The sequence below is a fragment of the Klebsiella sp. CSG-1 genome, from assembly GCF_056521145.1.
The window spans coordinates 68,848-85,040 of sequence record NZ_JBWNLD010000012.1 but is presented as its reverse complement, the minus strand read 5'-3'; the positions used below and the strand labels follow the sequence as shown (position 1 = coordinate 85,040).

The following is a 16,193-nucleotide window of genomic DNA, read 5'->3' as shown; positions in this document are numbered from 1 at the left end:
GCTGCAAAACAGCCGCGCCACCTACATACAACAATGAAAAAGGATACTGCGATGAGTCAAATCACCAGTCCTGTAACTTATTCAATCAGTCGTCCACAAGACGTGATTGATATTGTTAATAAAAACTCAGCTGTTAATACCAGTATCGGCGTTATTTTTATCGCTCTGGGTGGCATTCTCATTGATGCTTATCAGGCGGCGATGGTGGGATTCGGCAACAAATACATTGCTGCGCAATTCGGTATTTCACCGGGTCTTGCGGCAACGGTGAACGCTTCTGTTTTAGTGGCGGCCTTGATTGGCGGGTTATTAGCAAACCGGGTGATTAACCGTTTTGGTCAAAAGCGTGCGTTTATCATCGGGATGGGGCTATGCACGATAGGTGCCGCCGCTGTCGCTATTGCTCCCAATATCTGGTGGGTGCTGGTATGTCGTGTGGTTATGGGATTTGGCCTGGGCATTGATTTTCCTCTGGCAACAAATGCCGTGGCGGAGCTGCGGGGTTCAACATCTAAGAAAACAGGGTCGTCAGTTAACCTTTGGCAAATGGCATGGTACGTCTCAACAACCGTTGTCTATCTTGTATTGCTTCCGTTACTTCTGTCCGGTGTTGCTGAAGAACAATTATGGCGTTATGGGATTTTCGTGGGGGCGATTTTTGCTGTCAGCATTATGATCCTGCGCTATTTCTTCATCGGTGAGTCCGCTATGTGGGCTGCGCGTGTTGGGCGTTATGAAGAAGCCTGTGGCATTCTGGCAACCCGCTATGGCGTTCACGCTCGCGTGGCTTCTCCATCACCATTAGAAAGTTTGTCATCTGAGAAGCCAGAAGGTAAGTTCCGCGGCGGGTACGGCATCCTGTTTAACGCGCGCTATCGTAAACGCACTATTTTAGGCTGCGTTGTGGCGACCATGCAGGCCTGGCAATATAACGCCGTCGGTGTTTATCTGCCTCTGACGCTAGCGGGGATATTGAGTGGAGGATTGACCGGAGCGCTAACCGGTTCTGCGGCTGTGAACGCACTCTGCGGGATTACCGGTGGTTTGATTGGTTCACTCATCCTTCAGCGATTAGGTACACGTCTGCAGTCTATGTATGGATTCGCATTAGTGACTGTTGCCTTGCTGGCGTTAGGCGCGTTAGCGACGACCAATCCATGGCTTTCTTTAGGCTTGTTGGGTGCCATCATTTTCTTCCATTCTGCAGGGCCAGGCGGTTTAGGGATGACTATCGCAACCCTTTCCTATCCTCCCAGCATTCGTCCGACTGGCGTGGGATTCGCACGAGCGATTATGCGTACCGGAGCAATTGCCGGGCTTATCTTCTGGCCTATGCTGTGGGGCGCATTAAAAACAGAGGCGTTTTATTGGCTGGCAATTGTTCCTTTCCTGGGATTCCTGACTTGTGTGTTGATTAACTGGGAACCCCTTGGCGCGAATGTGGACGCTGAGGATGCTCAGGTGCTGGCCGAACTGGAGAAGTGATCGTACGCGTCGATTGATATCGACGCGTTTACTACGAAGGGTCTCCATCTTTTGAAGCCATTTTGTTGTGTGCATCTCTCGTCGACCTGGAGAGGAAAAATGATGTCTGAAAGATTACCGATACCGAGAGAAGGGCTATCCGGCAAAGCCATGAGACGGGTTGTCATGGGGAGCTTCGCTGGTGCTCTGATGGAATGGTACGATTTCTTTATCTTCGGCACGGCTGCGGGACTGGTGTTTGCTCCTCTGTTTTTTCCTGACAGCGATCCTTTTATTGGTTTGATTGCCGCATTCGCAACCTTTGGCGTGGGGTTTTTAACCCGCCCATTAGGAGGGATTGTTTTTGGTCATTTCGGTGACAAAGTTGGGCGAAAAATCACGCTGATCTGGACGCTGGGTATCGTAGGTACTTCAACCTTTTTAATAGGTTTTATTCCTACCTATCAGGATATTGGGATTTGGGCACCCGTCACGCTGATGGTTCTTCGTCTGATTCAGGGATTTGGCCTTGGCGGAGAATATGGCGGAGCGGCATTAATGACGATTGAGTCGGCCCCTGAGGCAAAGCGCGGATTCTTAGGCGCTCTACCGCAAACCGCTGCCTCTGTTGGAATTATGCTGGCAACCGGTGTGTTTGCGCTTTGTAATCATTTTCTGACCCAGGAGCAGTTTCTTTCCTGGGGATGGCGCATCCCATTTTGGCTTTCTGCCGTAATGCTGATTGTCGGGATGTTTATACGCCTTCATACCGAAGAGACTCTGGATTTTAAAAAGCAGAAGCCGCCGGTATCACATGAAAAAGTCGCGCCGCCGTTGATTGAGCTCTTTCGTAAACATCCGCGCAATATTCTTCTCGCACTTGGGGCCCGGCTGGCAGAGAGCGTTTCGTCAAACATCATTAATGCTTTTGGTATTGTCTATATTTCCAGCCAGCTGGCGCTATCAAGGGATATTCCATTAACCGGTATGCTGATCGCGTCGGCTATTGGCATTGTGTGTTGCCCTTTGGTGGGTTGGATCTCCGACCGTATCGGGCAGAGGAAAATGTACTTATTTGGCGCGGGTTTCTGCGTCCTCTTTGCGTTTCCTTTCTTCTTTTTGCTGGACACGAAAAGTACCCCGATCATCTGGTGCAGTATGATCCTGGGTTATAACCTTGGGCCAACCATGATGTTTGCTGTGCAGCCCACTCTATTTACCCGCATGTTTGGCATTCGGGTCCGTTACACCGGTCTTTCCTTTGCCTACCAATTTTCTGCCATTCTCGGGGGGTTAAGTCCCCTGATTGCATCCAGCCTGCTGGCTTTAGGTGGGGGGAGACCGTGGTATGTCGCACTGTTCCTGTTTGTTATTTCAACCCTTTCATTTATCTGTGTCTGGCTTATCGAGCCACATTCAAACAATAAAAAAGACGCGAAGAAACCATTAACTTCTTACTGCTATATCCGAGAACAATCACATGAAAACCGAAGATAATAATCAGCATCAGCTTGCGCTACAGCGCGCTTTTGACGCCCCCTGGCCAGGGCCAGAAGGTAAGGCTGTGTCACTGGAACACGGTCATATTCGTCTCAAGGTCTATCCGCATGACGGCGCCAGGATTACATCATTACAGGCGTTTGGTTTTGAGGTGTTGCGGCAGTGGGCCCCACAGCGAAAAGCGTTTCAGTATGGCTGTTTTCCGATGGTGCCCTGGGCTGGACGGCTTGGCTATGCGACGCTTAATGTAGGAGATAAACGCTATACTTTGCCAGCGAATAAACCCCCGCATGCCTTGCACGGGATGGCCTGTTATTCATCATGGGAAGTTGTCGAGCATAAAGTGGAGGCGTTGACGCTGCGTATGCCACTGGATTCACCCTGGCCTTGGCGAGGGGAAGTGTTACAAACGCTAAAAATTGAAGAAGATAGTGTCATTCTGCGTCTTGAAATCCGTTCGGAATCGGAAACATTTCCTGCGTCTGCTGGCTGGCACCCGTGGTTTGCTAAACGGCTTGATTTGAATACGGATGACGAGTTGCAGGTCATCTTTAACGCCGACTGGCAAGAAGAGGCGGGGAGCAATGAGTTACCGACGGGCAATCGGATATCCCCTCTGCCGGGCCCATGGGACGATTGTTTTGGATTTTCTTCCGGGATTAATGTCCGATTACAGTGGCCTGGTAAGCTGAATATGGTGATGACATCGGCCGCACAAAGTCTGGTTGTGTTTGATAAACAGCCTGATGCAACATGTGTTAACCCAATCACTCAGGCGCCGAATGCGATTAACCATTTACCGCAGTTTGTCTATCCAGGCGCTCCGCAGATCATTGAAACACGCTGGTCTTTTAAAGAAATTTTATGATCCTCGATAAACACCCGACTCAGGGCGGGTGTTTTCTGCTTTTAACTCCATAGTCAAACCCCGCCTTTCCCGCTACAGTTAATCTTTCATGGCGCGCAAGGAGACAAAAATGCTCTATATCTTTGATTTAGGTAATGTGATTGTCGACATCGACTTCAACCGGGTACTCGGGACATGGAGCGATTTGAGCCGTATCCCGCTCGCGACGCTCAAGCAGCATTTCACCATGGGCGAGGCGTTCCATCAGCACGAACGCGGTGAAATTAGCGATGAGGCCTTTGCGCAGGCGATGTGCCATGAAATGAATATGCCGCTGAGCTATGAGCAGTTTTCCCACGGCTGGCAGGCCGTTTTTGTCTCTCTGCGCCCTGACGTCATCGCGATTATGCAAAAACTGCGTGAGCAGGGGCACCGCGTGGTTGTCCTGTCGAATACCAATCGCCTGCATACCACTTTCTGGCCGGATGAATATCCGCAGGTGCGGGCCGCCGCCGATCGTATCTATCTTTCCCAGGAAATGGGGATGCGCAAACCCGAGGCGCGAATCTATCAAAGCGTCCTGCAGTCGGAAGGTTTTTCTGCGGAGGATACGGTCTTTTTTGACGATAACGCCGATAATATCGCGGGGGCTAACCAGTTGGGGATCACCAGTATTCTGGTGACCGGAAAGGAGACCATCCCCGCCTACTTTGCGAAATAACTATGCTCAAAACCGTTCATCAAAAAGCAAAGCACCGCGTCCGGCCCCTGATGGCCTGGATAAAACTGCTGTGGCGGCGCATTGATGAAGACCATATGACCACGCTGGCGGGGAATCTCGCCTACGTGTCGTTACTCTCCCTGGTGCCGCTGATCGCCGTGGTCTTTGCGCTGTTCTCGGCATTTCCGATGTTTTCCGAGGTCAGCGGGCAGATTCGCCATTTTATCTTCGCTAACTTCATCCCGGCGACGGGGGATGTCATCCAGGGATACATCGAACAGTTTGTCGCGAACTCCAGCCGGATGACGGCCGTCGGCGCCTTCGGGCTGATCGTGACGTCACTGCTGCTGATGTATTCTATTGATAGCGCGCTGAACACTATCTGGCGCAGCACGCGCACCCGGTCCAAAATTTACTCGTTTGCCGTTTACTGGATGATTCTGACGCTGGGGCCGCTGCTAGCGGGGGCGAGCCTGGCCATCAGCTCTTATCTGCTGTCTCTGCGCTGGGCAAGCGAACTGAACGGCGTGATTGATGATGTGCTGCGTCTCTTCCCGCTGATTTTATCGTGGACGGCGTTTTGGCTGCTTTACAGCATTGTACCGACGACCCAGGTACGCAATCGCGATGCGATTATCGGATCGCTGGTGGCGGCGCTGTTATTTGAGGCGGGTAAAAAAGCGTTTGCCTTATATATCACGGCGTTCCCGTCGTACCAGCTGATTTACGGCGTGATAGCCGTGGTGCCTATTTTGTTTGTCTGGGTGTACTGGACGTGGTGTATCGTCTTGCTTGGGGCAGAAATTACTGTCACTCTCGAGGAATACCGCAAACTTAAAAAAGAAGAAACAGAATAACTATGATTGCATTAATTCAGCGCGTATCCCGTGCAAGCGTAACCGTGGAGGGCGAGGTGACGGGTGAAATCGGCCCGGGGCTTCTGGTGTTGTTGGGCGTCGAGAAAGACGATGATGAGCAAAAAGCGAATCGCCTGTGCGAGCGCGTGCTTGGCTATCGTATCTTCAGCGACGCCGAAGGAAAAATGAATCTGAATGTGCAGCAGTCCGGCGGCAGCGTGCTGGTGGTCTCACAGTTCACGCTGGCAGCGGATACCGAACGGGGTATGCGCCCGGGTTTTTCCAAAGGGGCCGCCCCTGACAGAGCAGAAGCGCTGTATGACTATTTTGTCGCGCGCTGTCGCCAGCAGGAGATGAACACACAAACCGGGAGATTCGCTGCGGATATGCAGGTATCACTGGTGAATGATGGTCCTGTGACCTTTTGGTTGCAGGTATGAGCCAGCTTCCGGGCCGGCTGCGGGTAACAAAAGAGAGTACAGCTATGTATCACCTTCGTGTACCGCAAACAGAAGACGAACTCGAGAGCTACTATCAGTTCCGCTGGGAGATGTTGCGTAAGCCGCTTCATCAGCCCAAAGGATCGGAGCGTGACGCCTGGGATGCGATGGCGCATCACCAGATGGTAGTGGATGAAGAAGGCAACCTGGTTGCCGTCGGGCGGCTATATATCAATGCGGAGAACGAAGCCTCTATTCGTTTTATGGCCGTACACCCGTCGGTGCAGGATAAAGGCTTGGGTACGCTGATGGCGATGACGCTGGAGTCCGTCGCCCGTCAGGAGGGCGTTAAGCGCGTGACCTGTAGCGCTCGCGAAGACGCGGTGGATTTTTTTGCCAAGCTCGGTTTTGTTAACCAGGGCGAGATTACCACGCCAACCACCACGCCTATCCGCCACTTCCTGATGATTAAACCGATCGCCTCGCTGGACGATATTCTGCATCGCGGCGACTGGTGCGGGCAGCTGCAGCAGGCCTGGTATCAGCACATTCCGCTCAGCGAAAAAATGGGTGTGCGCATTCAGCAGTACACCGGCAAAAATTTCATCACCACCATGCCCGAAGCCGGTAACCAGAATCCGCACCATACGCTGTTTGCCGGAAGTCTGTTTTCCCTGGCGACGCTGACCGGCTGGGGGCTGATCTGGCTGATGCTGCGCGAACGGCATTTGGGCGGTACGATTATTCTCGCCGATGCCCATATCCGTTACAGCCAGCCGATTAGCGGCCGCCCGAGCGCAGTGGCCGATCTGGGTTCGCTCAGCGGCGATCTCGACCGTCTGGCGCGTGGACGTAAAGCCCGCGTGCAGCTGCAGGTTGAGTTGTTTGGCGGCGAGAGTCTGGGCGCCATTTTTGAAGGCATTTACATCGTTCTGCCCGCGAAGCCGTTTGGTTCGTATGAAGAGGGCGGGAACGAAGAAGAGTAATTCCCGCCGCAGCGATTATAGCGACCGACCTGGCGAACGGATTCGCCAGGCGATATCTCCCATGGCATGGCGCGCCGCCAGACTGATGCCACCCAGCTGAAAGAAACCGTGAATCACGCCAGCATAGCGCTGGCAGGTACAGGCCACATTTTGCTCAACCATCCGTTGGTACAGCGCTTCGCCTTCATCGCGCAGCGGGTCATATTCGGCGGTGAGGATATGCACGGGCGGCAGACCGCTGAAGTCGTCACGCCAGAGCGGGCTGGCCTCCGGGTGTGCAGATTCCGTGGCGGGCAGGTACATTTCGTAGCCGCTCAGCAGCGTATCCCGGGTGATGATGTAATCCTCTCCGTTGCTGATGTAGCTTGCCGAAGCCGCGGTAGCGTCCAGCATGGGATAAATCAGAATCAGCTGCGCGGGCAGCCAGGTCCCCGCAGCTTTCAGTCGTAGCGCGGTGACGAGAGCCAGATTCCCCCCCGCGCTATCGCCCGCAAGGGTGATTCGCGAGGTATCCACCCCAAGCGACTCTGCGTGGCGCCGGATAATCTGCGCTCCCCGTTCCGCGTCATCGTGCGCGGCAGGAAACGTCTGCTCGGGCGCCAGCCGGTATTGCACGGCAATCACCCGGCAGCCGCTTTCATACGCCAGCTGGCGCAATTGTTTATCGTGGGTGGCGAAGCCGCCGCTGACAAAACAGCCGCCGTGATAGTAGATAACGGTAGGTAGAGGACCGGCAGCATTCTGCGGTGATACCACGCGAAAATTGATTCCTTCCAGCGTGATGTCGTCCACCTGCACACGCGTTTCGCTTTCTCCGGCCAGCACCGCACTGGCTACATAACCCGCCCTCCGGTCATCAATATTCTGCTGTCGTGAAGAGGGGCGCCCTGCGGCGATAAACTCCTCAACCAGCCGGGCGATACCTTGTTCCAGTGCCATCATTATATTCTTTCAATCTGTATGGATATACAGTGTTATAGCCTGGATTGCAGCCGATAGAAAAGGGTTTTTTTGTGAGAAATGAGCGCCGGGGCCGGGAGAGGGGCGTACTAAAGCGAAGGCGTTCCTCGGCTGAGGTGCTTGCGCATCGGGGTGGAGTGCCGGGTAACCTGGATTACCCGGCACTATGAGGGGATTTACTCCCCTTCACCCGGGAACATAAACGGGTTAATCGAACTTCTGGCGAAGCCTTCCTGCTCCATGCGGGCATCCAGCACCAGCGAGGCGAGATCGTCGGCCACGGCTTCCACTTTCGGATCTTTTTCCTGATACAGAATCTTCAGGTACGTTCCGCAGTCACCGCAGCTTTCGGCTTTCACCGCCGCGTCTTCATTTTCCAGCGACCAATAGTTGAGATCGCGGGTCTGTTCGCAGTTGCTGCATTTGATGCGCACCACGTGCCATTCAGTTTCACACAGGTTGCAGTGCAGGTAGCGCAGCCCCTGAGTGGTCCCAATCTGCACCATGCTGGAAACAGGCATTGAGCCGCATACCGGGCAGAACTGGCGTGCTTCACCGTATTCGGCGCGGGCTTTACCTGGGATCAGGCTGGCCATTTGCGCCCAGTAGAGCGACAGGGCGGCCCAGATAAACGGCGCTTTATCACTGCTCACCTGCGAGAAGTCGGAAGCGAACAGCGCGCTTGCCATCTCTTCCAGCTCCAGATCGGAGGATTTTTCCAGATTCTCGATAACCGCCAGCGCGGTACCGCTCATCTCCGGCTTCAGCTCGGCAATGAGCGAATGCAGCAGCTTGTGCCAGTGCTTATCGCGCGGCAGGAGGTGAATATCCAGCGGCGGTTTGCCCTGCGCGTTGGCTTCTTTGATGCGCGCGGTCAGGTCCATTTGCAGCGGGTGGTCGTAGAGCACCACTTCCTGCGCGTGGGCGACCAGCGCGGCAAAACGCAGAAAATCGCCCAGCGGGTTGTTCTCTGCCAGCTCGCGCAGACGCTCTGCGCGGCGGTTGTAGAGGTTCTTGAGTCTGGGGAATAACAACGGCGGAATATAATCCGCCGTGCGTTTCTCGCTCGAACCCAGCTCATCTTGCGGGATTATGCGAATACTCATTCAGTCTTATTTTCCTGTTTCTGGCGAACTTCTCGGTACCAGCGGGGGTGATGTTTCTTCGCCCATGTTTTGGTAACCCAGCCTTCCACCATCGCGGTAATGGTGCCTTTCACCCACAGGGCGGCGTAAATATGCACCATGATAACCACAATTAGGGCAACGGCGGCAAATGAATGCAGCATGAGCGCTAACCGGATTACCGGGATTGAGAACGCAGGCGCAAAATACGGACGCCAGATGATCACACCGCTGACCAGCAGCAGAACCAGCAAAATAATCGCCGCCCAGAATACGCATTTCTGGCCGAAGTTATAGCGCCCGGTGTCACCCACTTCCTCGTTGACGACGATCTTACGAATATTCTTCGCCCAAAAGATATCATCCCGATTGATTAGGTTATGGTGCCAGTAGCGGAAAAACATGATGATGAATGAGGCAAACATAATGACCCCAACAAACGGGTGCAGAATGCGCGCCAGCTGCGGAGTGCCCATGATTTGCATCAGCCAGTTGAAGGACGGGAAAAAGAATCCCAGTCCGCTTATCGCCGCCAGCATGAAGCAGAAGGCGGTGACCCAGTGGTTGATGCGTTCCGGCGCCGTGTAGCGCACGATGGTGTCACGTCTTTTCATTTGCGCACCTCGTCATTCTCTTCATGCAGGTTGTCCTCTTCCTCTTCCGCACGGTTCGGACCGACCCCGACATAGTGGAAGACGCTGGCTGCAAAGGTCGCGGCAAACCCTACCGCCGCGAGCGGTTTCCAGATACCTTTCCAGAACTTCACGGTGGCGCTGATTTCCGGATTTTCCGGCAGGCCGTGATACAGATTCGGCTTGTCGGCGTGGTGCAGTACGTACATCACGTGCGTTCCGCCTACGCCAGCCGGATCGTACAGGCCCGCATTGTCATATCCACGAGTTTTCAGCTCGGCGACGCGTTCGCCGGCCAGCACCTTCATGTCCTCTTTGGAGCCAAAGTGAATCGCCCCGGTCGGACAGGTTTTCACGCATGCCGGTTCCTGGCCCACGGTGACGCGGTCTACGCACAGCGTACATTTGTAGACGCGGTTGTCTTCCGGGTTGAGTCGGGGGACGTCAAACGGACAGCCGGCGATGCAGTAGCCGCAGCCAATACACTGTTCGGACTGGAAGTCGACGATGCCGTTGGCATACTGAATGATTGCCCCTTCCGACGGACAGGCCTTCAGACAGCCTGGATCGGCGCAGTGCATACAGCCATCCTTACGGATCAGCCACTCCAGTTTGTCGTTCTGTTCCACTTCCGAGAAGCGCATTACCGTCCAGGATTTGGCGGTCAGATCCGCGGGGTTATCGTACACCCCGACGTTGCTGCCGACTTCATCACGGATGTCATTCCATTCTGAACAGGCGACCTGACAGGCTTTACAGCCAATACAGGTGGTGACGTCGATTAGCTTCGCGACTTCCTGCTGGTGGTCCCGCGCCTGAGGCGCGGGAGTGAAACCGTTAGTCGCGGAACGACGAATGATGTCTTGCGATTGATAAGCCATAAGTCGTCTCCGTTACACCTTTTCCACGTTCACGAGGAAGGCTTTAAACTCCGGCGTTTGCGTGTTCGCATCGCCGACGAACGGCGTCAGCGTGTTGGCGATAAAGCCTTTCTTCGCCACCCCTTCATAGCCCCAGTGGATAGGAATACCGATCGTATCGATATCCTTACCGTCCACTTTCAGCGTGCGAATACGCTTGGTCACCACCGCCTTGGCTTTGATATAGCCGCGGTTGGAGGAGACGCGAACGGTATCGCCATGCGCGATGCCGAGCTTATTCGCCAGCTTCTCGCCGATTTCCACGAACTGTTCCGGCTGGGCGATGGCGTTGAGCAGCGCATGCTTGGTCCAGTAGTGGAAATGCTCGGTGAGACGGTAGGTGGTACCGACGTACGGGAACTTATCCGCTTTACCCATCTGTTCCAGGTCACCGCTAAAGACGCGGGCGGCCGGGTTAGAGACGACATTCGGGTGTAGCGGGTTGGTGCCCAGCGGCGTTTCAAACGGCTCATAGTGTTCCGGGAACGGACCTTCCGCCATCTTATCGAGAGCAAACAGGCGACCCATGCCTTCGGGCTGCATGATGAACGGCCCGACATCGCTGCCCGGTGCGGCGGCGCTGTAGTCCGGAATATCCATACCGGCCCATTTGGCGCCGTCCCATTTCAGAATCTGACGCTTCGGATCCCACGGTTTACCCTGCGGGTCCGCCGAGGCGCGGTTATACAGGATGCGGCGGTTGAGCGGCCACGCCCAGGCCCAGCCCAGCGTATTACCCAGCCCTGACGGGTCGGCGTTATCACGGCGGGCCATCTGGTTGCCTTCCGGCGTCCAGCTCCCGGCGAAGATCCAGCAGCCGCTGGAGGTGGTGCCGTCATCGCGCAGCTGCGCAAAGGAGCTGAGCTGCTGGCCTTTCTTCACCACTACCGCGCCGGTGACCGGGTCGGTCAGATCCGCCAGCGCCTTACCGTTGCTCTCCATCGCCACTTCTTCCGAAGCCGGTTCGTGCGGCGTGGAGTAGTTCCACGTCATATTCAGCACCGGTTCTGGCGTCGGGCCGCCTTCTTCGGCGTACATTTTCCGCAGGCGTAAGAAGATACCGGCCAGAATTTCACCGTCGGTGGTCGCAATCCCCGGGGCGTCCGCGCCTTTCCAGTGCCACTGCAGCCAACGCCCGGAGTTGACGATAGACCCGTTCTCTTCGGCGAAGCAGGTGGAGGGCAGACGGAACACTTCGGTCTGGATTTTCGCCGGATCGACATCGTTCGACTCACCGTGGTTTTGCCAGAAGGTGGACGTTTCGGTGTTGAGCGGATCGATGGTCACCAGGAACTTCAGTTTCGACAGCGATTCGACCACCTTGTTTTTATTCGGGAATGAGGCCACCGGGTTAAAGCCCTGGCACAGATAGCCGTTCACTTTGCCCTGGTGCATCATCTCGAAGTATTGCAGGACGTCGTAGCCCTTATCCCACTTCGGCAGCCAGTCGAAGCCCCAGCTGTTTTCCGCCGTCGCTTTATCGCCAAAGAAGGCCTTCATCATTGAGACGAAGAATTTTGGGTAGTTGCCCCAGTAGTTCACCTGATCTTTCAACAGTGGCTTCGGCGTGTTGGCGGTCAGGTAGGTTTGCAGGTCGGTCTGTTTCTCACTCGGAAGCGTCATATAACCCGGTAGGCTCTGCGACAGCAGCCCCAGGTCGGTCAGCCCCTGGATGTTGGAGTGACCGCGCAGGGCGTTCACGCCGCCACCGGCCATCCCCATGTTGCCGAGCAGCAGCTGGATCATCGCCATGGTACGGATGTTCTGCGCGCCGATAGAGTGCTGCGTCCAGCCGAGCGCGTAGAGGAATGACGCGGTTTTATCCGGTGCGCTGGTTTCGGCGATGTACTCGCAGACTTTCAGGAAGTCGGCCTTCGGCGTACCGCAGATGTTTTCCACGACGTCCGGGGTATAGCGGGAAACGTGCTGTTTCAGCAGGTTCCATACGCAGCGCGGATGTTGCAGGGAGGTATCGCGTTTGGCGAAGCCGTTTTCGTCCAGCTCATAGTTCCAGCTGGTCTTATCGTAGCTGCGTTTTTCCGCGTTATAGCCGCTGAACAACCCGTCGTCGAAGCTGTAATCCTCACGCACAATCAGGCTGGCGTTGGTATAGGCTTCGGTGTACTCGCGGTTGAATTTTTCGTTATTCAGCAGGTACAGGATAACGCCTGACAGGAAGGTAATGTCAGTCCCGGAACGAATCGGGGTATAGAAGTCGGCTACCGACGCGGTACGCGTAAAGCGTGGGTCGATAACAATCAGCTTCGCGCCGTTGTGAATTTTGGCTTCCATCGCCCAACGGAACCCTACCGGGTGCGCTTCAGCGGCATTACCGCCCATCACCACGATCAGGTTGGCGTTTTTGATGTCAACCCAGTGGTTGGTCATCGCACCGCGACCAAATGTTGGAGCAAGACTTGCTACCGTTGGTCCGTGTCAGACGCGCGCCTGGTTGTCGACCGCGAGCATACCGAGCGCGCGGGTGAATTTCTGCGTTAAATAGCCGGTTTCGTTACTGGAGGCTGAAGCGCACAGCATCCCGGTGGTCAACCAACGGTTGACGGTAGTGCCGGCGTCGTTTTTGGCGATAAAGTTGGCATCGCGGTCTTCTTTCATCAGCTTCGCGATGCGATCGAACGCTTCATCCCAGCTGATTTGCTGCCACTTGTCGGAGCCTGGCGCACGATATTCCGGGAATTTCAGACGACTTTCGGAATGGATAAAGTCGACCAGACCCGCCCCTTTCGGGCAGAGCGCACCACGGTTGACCGGATGGTCAGGGTCACCTTCGATATGAAAGATGGATGCTTTGGCGTTTTTCGCACCGTCGCCGAGGCTATACATTAACAGCCCACAACCGACAGAACAGTACGTACAGGTGTTACGGGTTTCACGGGTACGCAGCAGCTTATATTGCCGGGTTTCCGCGAGCGCGGCGCCTGGGGCAAAACCCAGCGCTGCAGCCGTTGTGCCTGCCATACCGCCAGCGCAGATCTTAAAGAACTGCCTTCTGCTGACCTGCATGGTTCACTCCTTGTATCGACATTGTCACATGTAGTTATTTACTTTGCGGTAAGCGCCGCAAAGGTTCAGAATTGGGGGGTGATCACCCTTTCACTTGAAGGGGTATGCAAAGAATACCACATTGTGTGTATGCCTGTTCCAATACGGTTAAGACAAAGTGAATAAGAACCCTCCCGAACAAATTGAAAATGTGACAAGCATCACAGGATGTCGTCAGGTCGCGCTCTGGAAGCGCGATGATTTGCAACATCCGCAGTCTGACGAATTAGCCGAAGAGGTTCCTGTGGCGCTGGTCTATAACGGTATCTCACACGTTGTCATGATGGCCTCTCCCAAGGATCTGCAACGATTTGCCGTCGGTTTCTCATTATCCGAAGGGATTATTGAAAACCGGCGCGAGATCTACGGGATGGAGGTGGTGCAGGCCTGCAACGGTCTGGAAGTGCAGATTGAACTTTCCAGCCGTCGTTTTATGGGGCTGAAAGAGCGCCGTCGCGCGCTGGCCGGGCGTACCGGCTGCGGCGTTTGCGGCGTTGAGCAGCTCAACGATATCGGCAAGCCGGTGCAACCTTTACCTTTCACGCAAACCTTTAGCCTGGGGAATCTCGATCGCGCGCTGGAGCAGCTTCGTGATGTTCAGCCGATTGGCCATATCACCGGCTGCACCCATGCGGCAGCGTGGCTGCGTCCGTCTGGTGAGCTGGCGGGCGGACACGAGGATGTCGGGCGTCACGTCGCGCTGGACAAACTGCTGGGGCGGCGCGTAGAAGAGGGCGATGACTGGCAATGCGGGGCGGCGTTAGTCTCCAGCCGCGCCAGCTATGAGATGGTGCAGAAGGCGGCAATGTGCGGGGTGGAAATTCTGTTTGCGGTTTCCGCCGCCACTGCGCTGGCGGTGGAGGTCGCGGAACGTTGCAACCTGACGCTGGTGGGCTTTTGCCGCCCGGGCAGGGCGACGGTTTACACCCATCCGCAGCGGCTGATCGCAGGTTAAAAATAAGTCAATTTTTTTGAATGATGAGAGCAAATCCTTCCGCTTTTAGTTGTGGGTTGTGAGGTCTACTATTTATCACATCAAGGCAAAACGCCTAACCCAAACAACTTAATGAAGGATTTACATCATGAAAAGCATCAAAACTTTTGCTGCAGTTATCGCTCTTACCGCTTCCTTCGGTTCTTTCGCTGCACAGTCAGTGAGCGCAACCTCCTCTACAATGGACGGCGCGGAAGCGAAAATCGCCGCTCAGGCTCAGGCCGCCGGTGCTTCTTCTTACACCATCACCGAAGCCTTCACCGGTAACCGCGTGCATATGACGGCAGAACTGAACAAATAAAACCGGCACCACCGTCGAAAGAGCGCCTGCGGGCGCTTTTTTTGTTTTTGTGCTTTCATCATCGTGAAATCCCTCCACCCAACGCCTCCACTTCTCCTCAAAAAAATGTGGTGTTTATCACGTTTCTCTTCTTTGCTTTTGGCAACGAGGTTAAGCCTCTGGCAAGCAAAATGACGCGCTCTCCTCTCAATATTTAACCTAATGAATAATAAAGTTATTTAAAAATAACTGTTAAGACGATCTCATCTTTTAAGTGAGATGTTCATCACAAAAAACACTCCATATTTATATCTGTCAATCGTTACAACGGATAAATTAATCATAATTATGTGATCTTGATTGCAAATCCAGGTCTTGAACTTAGGGATAAATGTGGGCAAGCAAATATGACGGTGGTGACCATGAAAATCGGTATTGTTATTAGCGGCGGCGATGTATCTGGAATTAATAATTTCATTTTTCAGGTTGCGAAACTCGCGAGCGCGGAGATCACCATTTTTAATGGTGGAATACCAGGGCTGCTCGATAAAAATCACCAGGACATCGCCTGGCGGGATCTTGTCGATTTCTCTATTTGTTCACTGCCTGTTATTACGTCCGGCCGAACCACTCGCAAATTGCTGAGAAATGAGTATGAAACTATAGCCAGGAAAATTAAGTCACTGCGCCTTGATGTACTTATTATGGCCGGTGGTGATGGTAGCCTACAGTTCCTTAATACGCTTAGCGAATTTGATATTAACTGTTTCGGTGTCGGGATGACTATCGATAACGATGTATACGGTAGTGATTATACTATCGGATTTTCTACAGCCTGCGAACAAATTATCAAGGAGGTTTCTCGTTTAAGAAATACCGGCAGGGCATTACCTGGACGGGTGTTTATGGTTGAAATATTAGGAGGGTATTGTGGAGAGCTAACGCTGCAGTCAGCGATTAAAAGTAATGCCGATATTGCGCTGATCCCGGAAGCACAGATGCCATTAGAGGATCTGGCTGAGCGCGTCAGAGGCAAGCTTCGCGAGCAAAACAGCGTGGTGATACTTTGCTCTGAAGGTTACACCAGGGAGTATTCACCTGGGTTTCAAGGGGCTATCGATACGATGATCAAGCAGCTTGAGCCACGCATCGGTGTCCGCATCCGTAAAACCATCATCGGCTATGGACTGCGCAGCGGCGACCCGACCTGCGAAGAAATTTACCAGGGCACGATCATGGCGAATGAAGTTGTTCGCTGTATTCAGTCAGGAATGAAAAATAAAGCCATTATTATAAATTCAAGCAATAAACCTATTCCAATTGACTTAGTCAGTATGAAAAAACGTCTGGTAGATATCGAAGGACATCATTATAAACTTGCCAAACAACTCAATATTATTTGAGG

15 protein-coding genes are annotated in these 16,193 nt (G+C 53.9%); 10 read left to right on the top strand and 5 right to left on the bottom strand.

The genetic code is table 11. The annotated features are described in order from the left end of the window. Window positions 1-51: 51 nt before the first annotated feature. From AC007G_RS23760 to fabY, 7 genes are all read left to right on the top strand, one after another. Window positions 52-1,485: an MFS transporter gene (locus AC007G_RS23760; protein ID WP_047663672.1), complete on the top strand. Its 1,434-nt coding sequence runs from the start codon at window positions 52-54 to the stop codon at window positions 1,483-1,485. A gap of 102 nt (window positions 1,486-1,587) precedes the next feature. After that, on the top strand, window positions 1,588-2,961 hold the full coding sequence (locus AC007G_RS23755) for an MFS transporter (protein ID WP_047665435.1): 1,374 nt from the start codon (window positions 1,588-1,590) through the stop codon (window positions 2,959-2,961). Next, a complete protein-coding gene (locus AC007G_RS23750) occupies window positions 2,945-3,832 on the top strand; it encodes an aldose epimerase family protein (RefSeq protein ID WP_102990862.1) in 888 nt (295 codons plus the stop codon). Before AC007G_RS23755 ends, AC007G_RS23750 begins: the two co-directional genes overlap by 17 nt. 109 nt (window positions 3,833-3,941) lie before the next feature. Beyond that, window positions 3,942-4,532, top strand: coding sequence for a glucose-1-phosphatase (yihX, locus tag AC007G_RS23745; protein ID WP_032696664.1), 591 nt, complete (start codon window positions 3,942-3,944; stop codon window positions 4,530-4,532). 2 nt (window positions 4,533-4,534) lie between these two features. Beyond that, window positions 4,535-5,389 (top strand): virulence factor BrkB family protein, encoded by an 855-nt coding sequence (locus AC007G_RS23740; protein WP_032690129.1) that lies wholly within the window; start codon window positions 4,535-4,537, stop codon window positions 5,387-5,389. 2 nt (window positions 5,390-5,391) lie between these two features. Further along, complete coding sequence (dtd, locus tag AC007G_RS23735) at window positions 5,392-5,829, top strand: D-aminoacyl-tRNA deacylase (protein WP_004869291.1); 438 nt, start codon at window positions 5,392-5,394, stop codon at window positions 5,827-5,829. Window positions 5,830-5,873: 44 nt separating this feature from the next. Further along, complete coding sequence (gene fabY, locus AC007G_RS23730) at window positions 5,874-6,815, top strand: fatty acid biosynthesis protein FabY (protein WP_032690128.1); 942 nt, start codon at window positions 5,874-5,876, stop codon at window positions 6,813-6,815. Between the two features lie 15 nt (window positions 6,816-6,830). On the opposite strand, the gene AC007G_RS23725 is transcribed toward fabY, so the two are convergent. The 5 genes from AC007G_RS23725 to fdnG all read right to left on the bottom strand — a co-directional run bounded on the left by AC007G_RS23725 (window position 6,831) and on the right by fdnG (window position 13,475). Beyond that, the gene (locus AC007G_RS23725; protein WP_142630961.1) at window positions 6,831-7,754 is read right to left on the bottom strand and encodes an alpha/beta hydrolase; all 924 of its coding nucleotides are present in this window, start codon (window positions 7,752-7,754) and stop codon (window positions 6,831-6,833) included. Window positions 7,755-7,951: 197 nt separating this feature from the next. Then, complete coding sequence (gene fdhE / locus AC007G_RS23720) at window positions 7,952-8,881, bottom strand: formate dehydrogenase accessory protein FdhE (protein ID WP_032696662.1); 930 nt, start codon at window positions 8,879-8,881, stop codon at window positions 7,952-7,954. Continuing rightward, the gene (gene fdoI / locus AC007G_RS23715; protein WP_032690125.1) at window positions 8,878-9,513 is read right to left on the bottom strand and encodes a formate dehydrogenase cytochrome b556 subunit; all 636 of its coding nucleotides are present in this window, start codon (window positions 9,511-9,513) and stop codon (window positions 8,878-8,880) included. The genes fdhE and fdoI overlap by 4 nt, the downstream gene beginning before the upstream one ends. Further along, a complete protein-coding gene (gene fdxH, locus AC007G_RS23710) occupies window positions 9,510-10,412 on the bottom strand; it encodes a formate dehydrogenase subunit beta (RefSeq protein WP_004869304.1) in 903 nt (300 codons plus the stop codon). The genes fdoI and fdxH overlap by 4 nt, the downstream gene beginning before the upstream one ends. A gap of 12 nt (window positions 10,413-10,424) precedes the next feature. Beyond that, entirely contained in the window at window positions 10,425-13,475 is a 3,051-nt protein-coding gene (gene fdnG, locus AC007G_RS23705; RefSeq protein ID WP_102047536.1) for a formate dehydrogenase-N subunit alpha, read from the bottom strand. 157 nt (window positions 13,476-13,632) lie between these two features. Here fdnG and fdhD point away from each other — a divergent pair, with 157 nt between their 5' ends. The 3 genes from fdhD to AC007G_RS23690 all read left to right on the top strand — a co-directional run bounded on the left by fdhD (window position 13,633) and on the right by AC007G_RS23690 (window position 16,191). Beyond that, window positions 13,633-14,469: a formate dehydrogenase accessory sulfurtransferase FdhD gene (gene fdhD / locus AC007G_RS23700; RefSeq protein ID WP_032690122.1), complete on the top strand. Its 837-nt coding sequence runs from the start codon at window positions 13,633-13,635 to the stop codon at window positions 14,467-14,469. Window positions 14,470-14,596: 127 nt separating this feature from the next. Continuing rightward, on the top strand, window positions 14,597-14,809 hold the full coding sequence (locus AC007G_RS23695) for a YdgH/BhsA/McbA-like domain containing protein (protein WP_032690121.1): 213 nt from the start codon (window positions 14,597-14,599) through the stop codon (window positions 14,807-14,809). 401 nt (window positions 14,810-15,210) lie between these two features. After that, on the top strand, window positions 15,211-16,191 hold the full coding sequence (locus AC007G_RS23690; protein WP_032698474.1) for a 6-phosphofructokinase: 981 nt from the start codon (window positions 15,211-15,213) through the stop codon (window positions 16,189-16,191). Window positions 16,192-16,193: the final 2 nt, after the last annotated feature.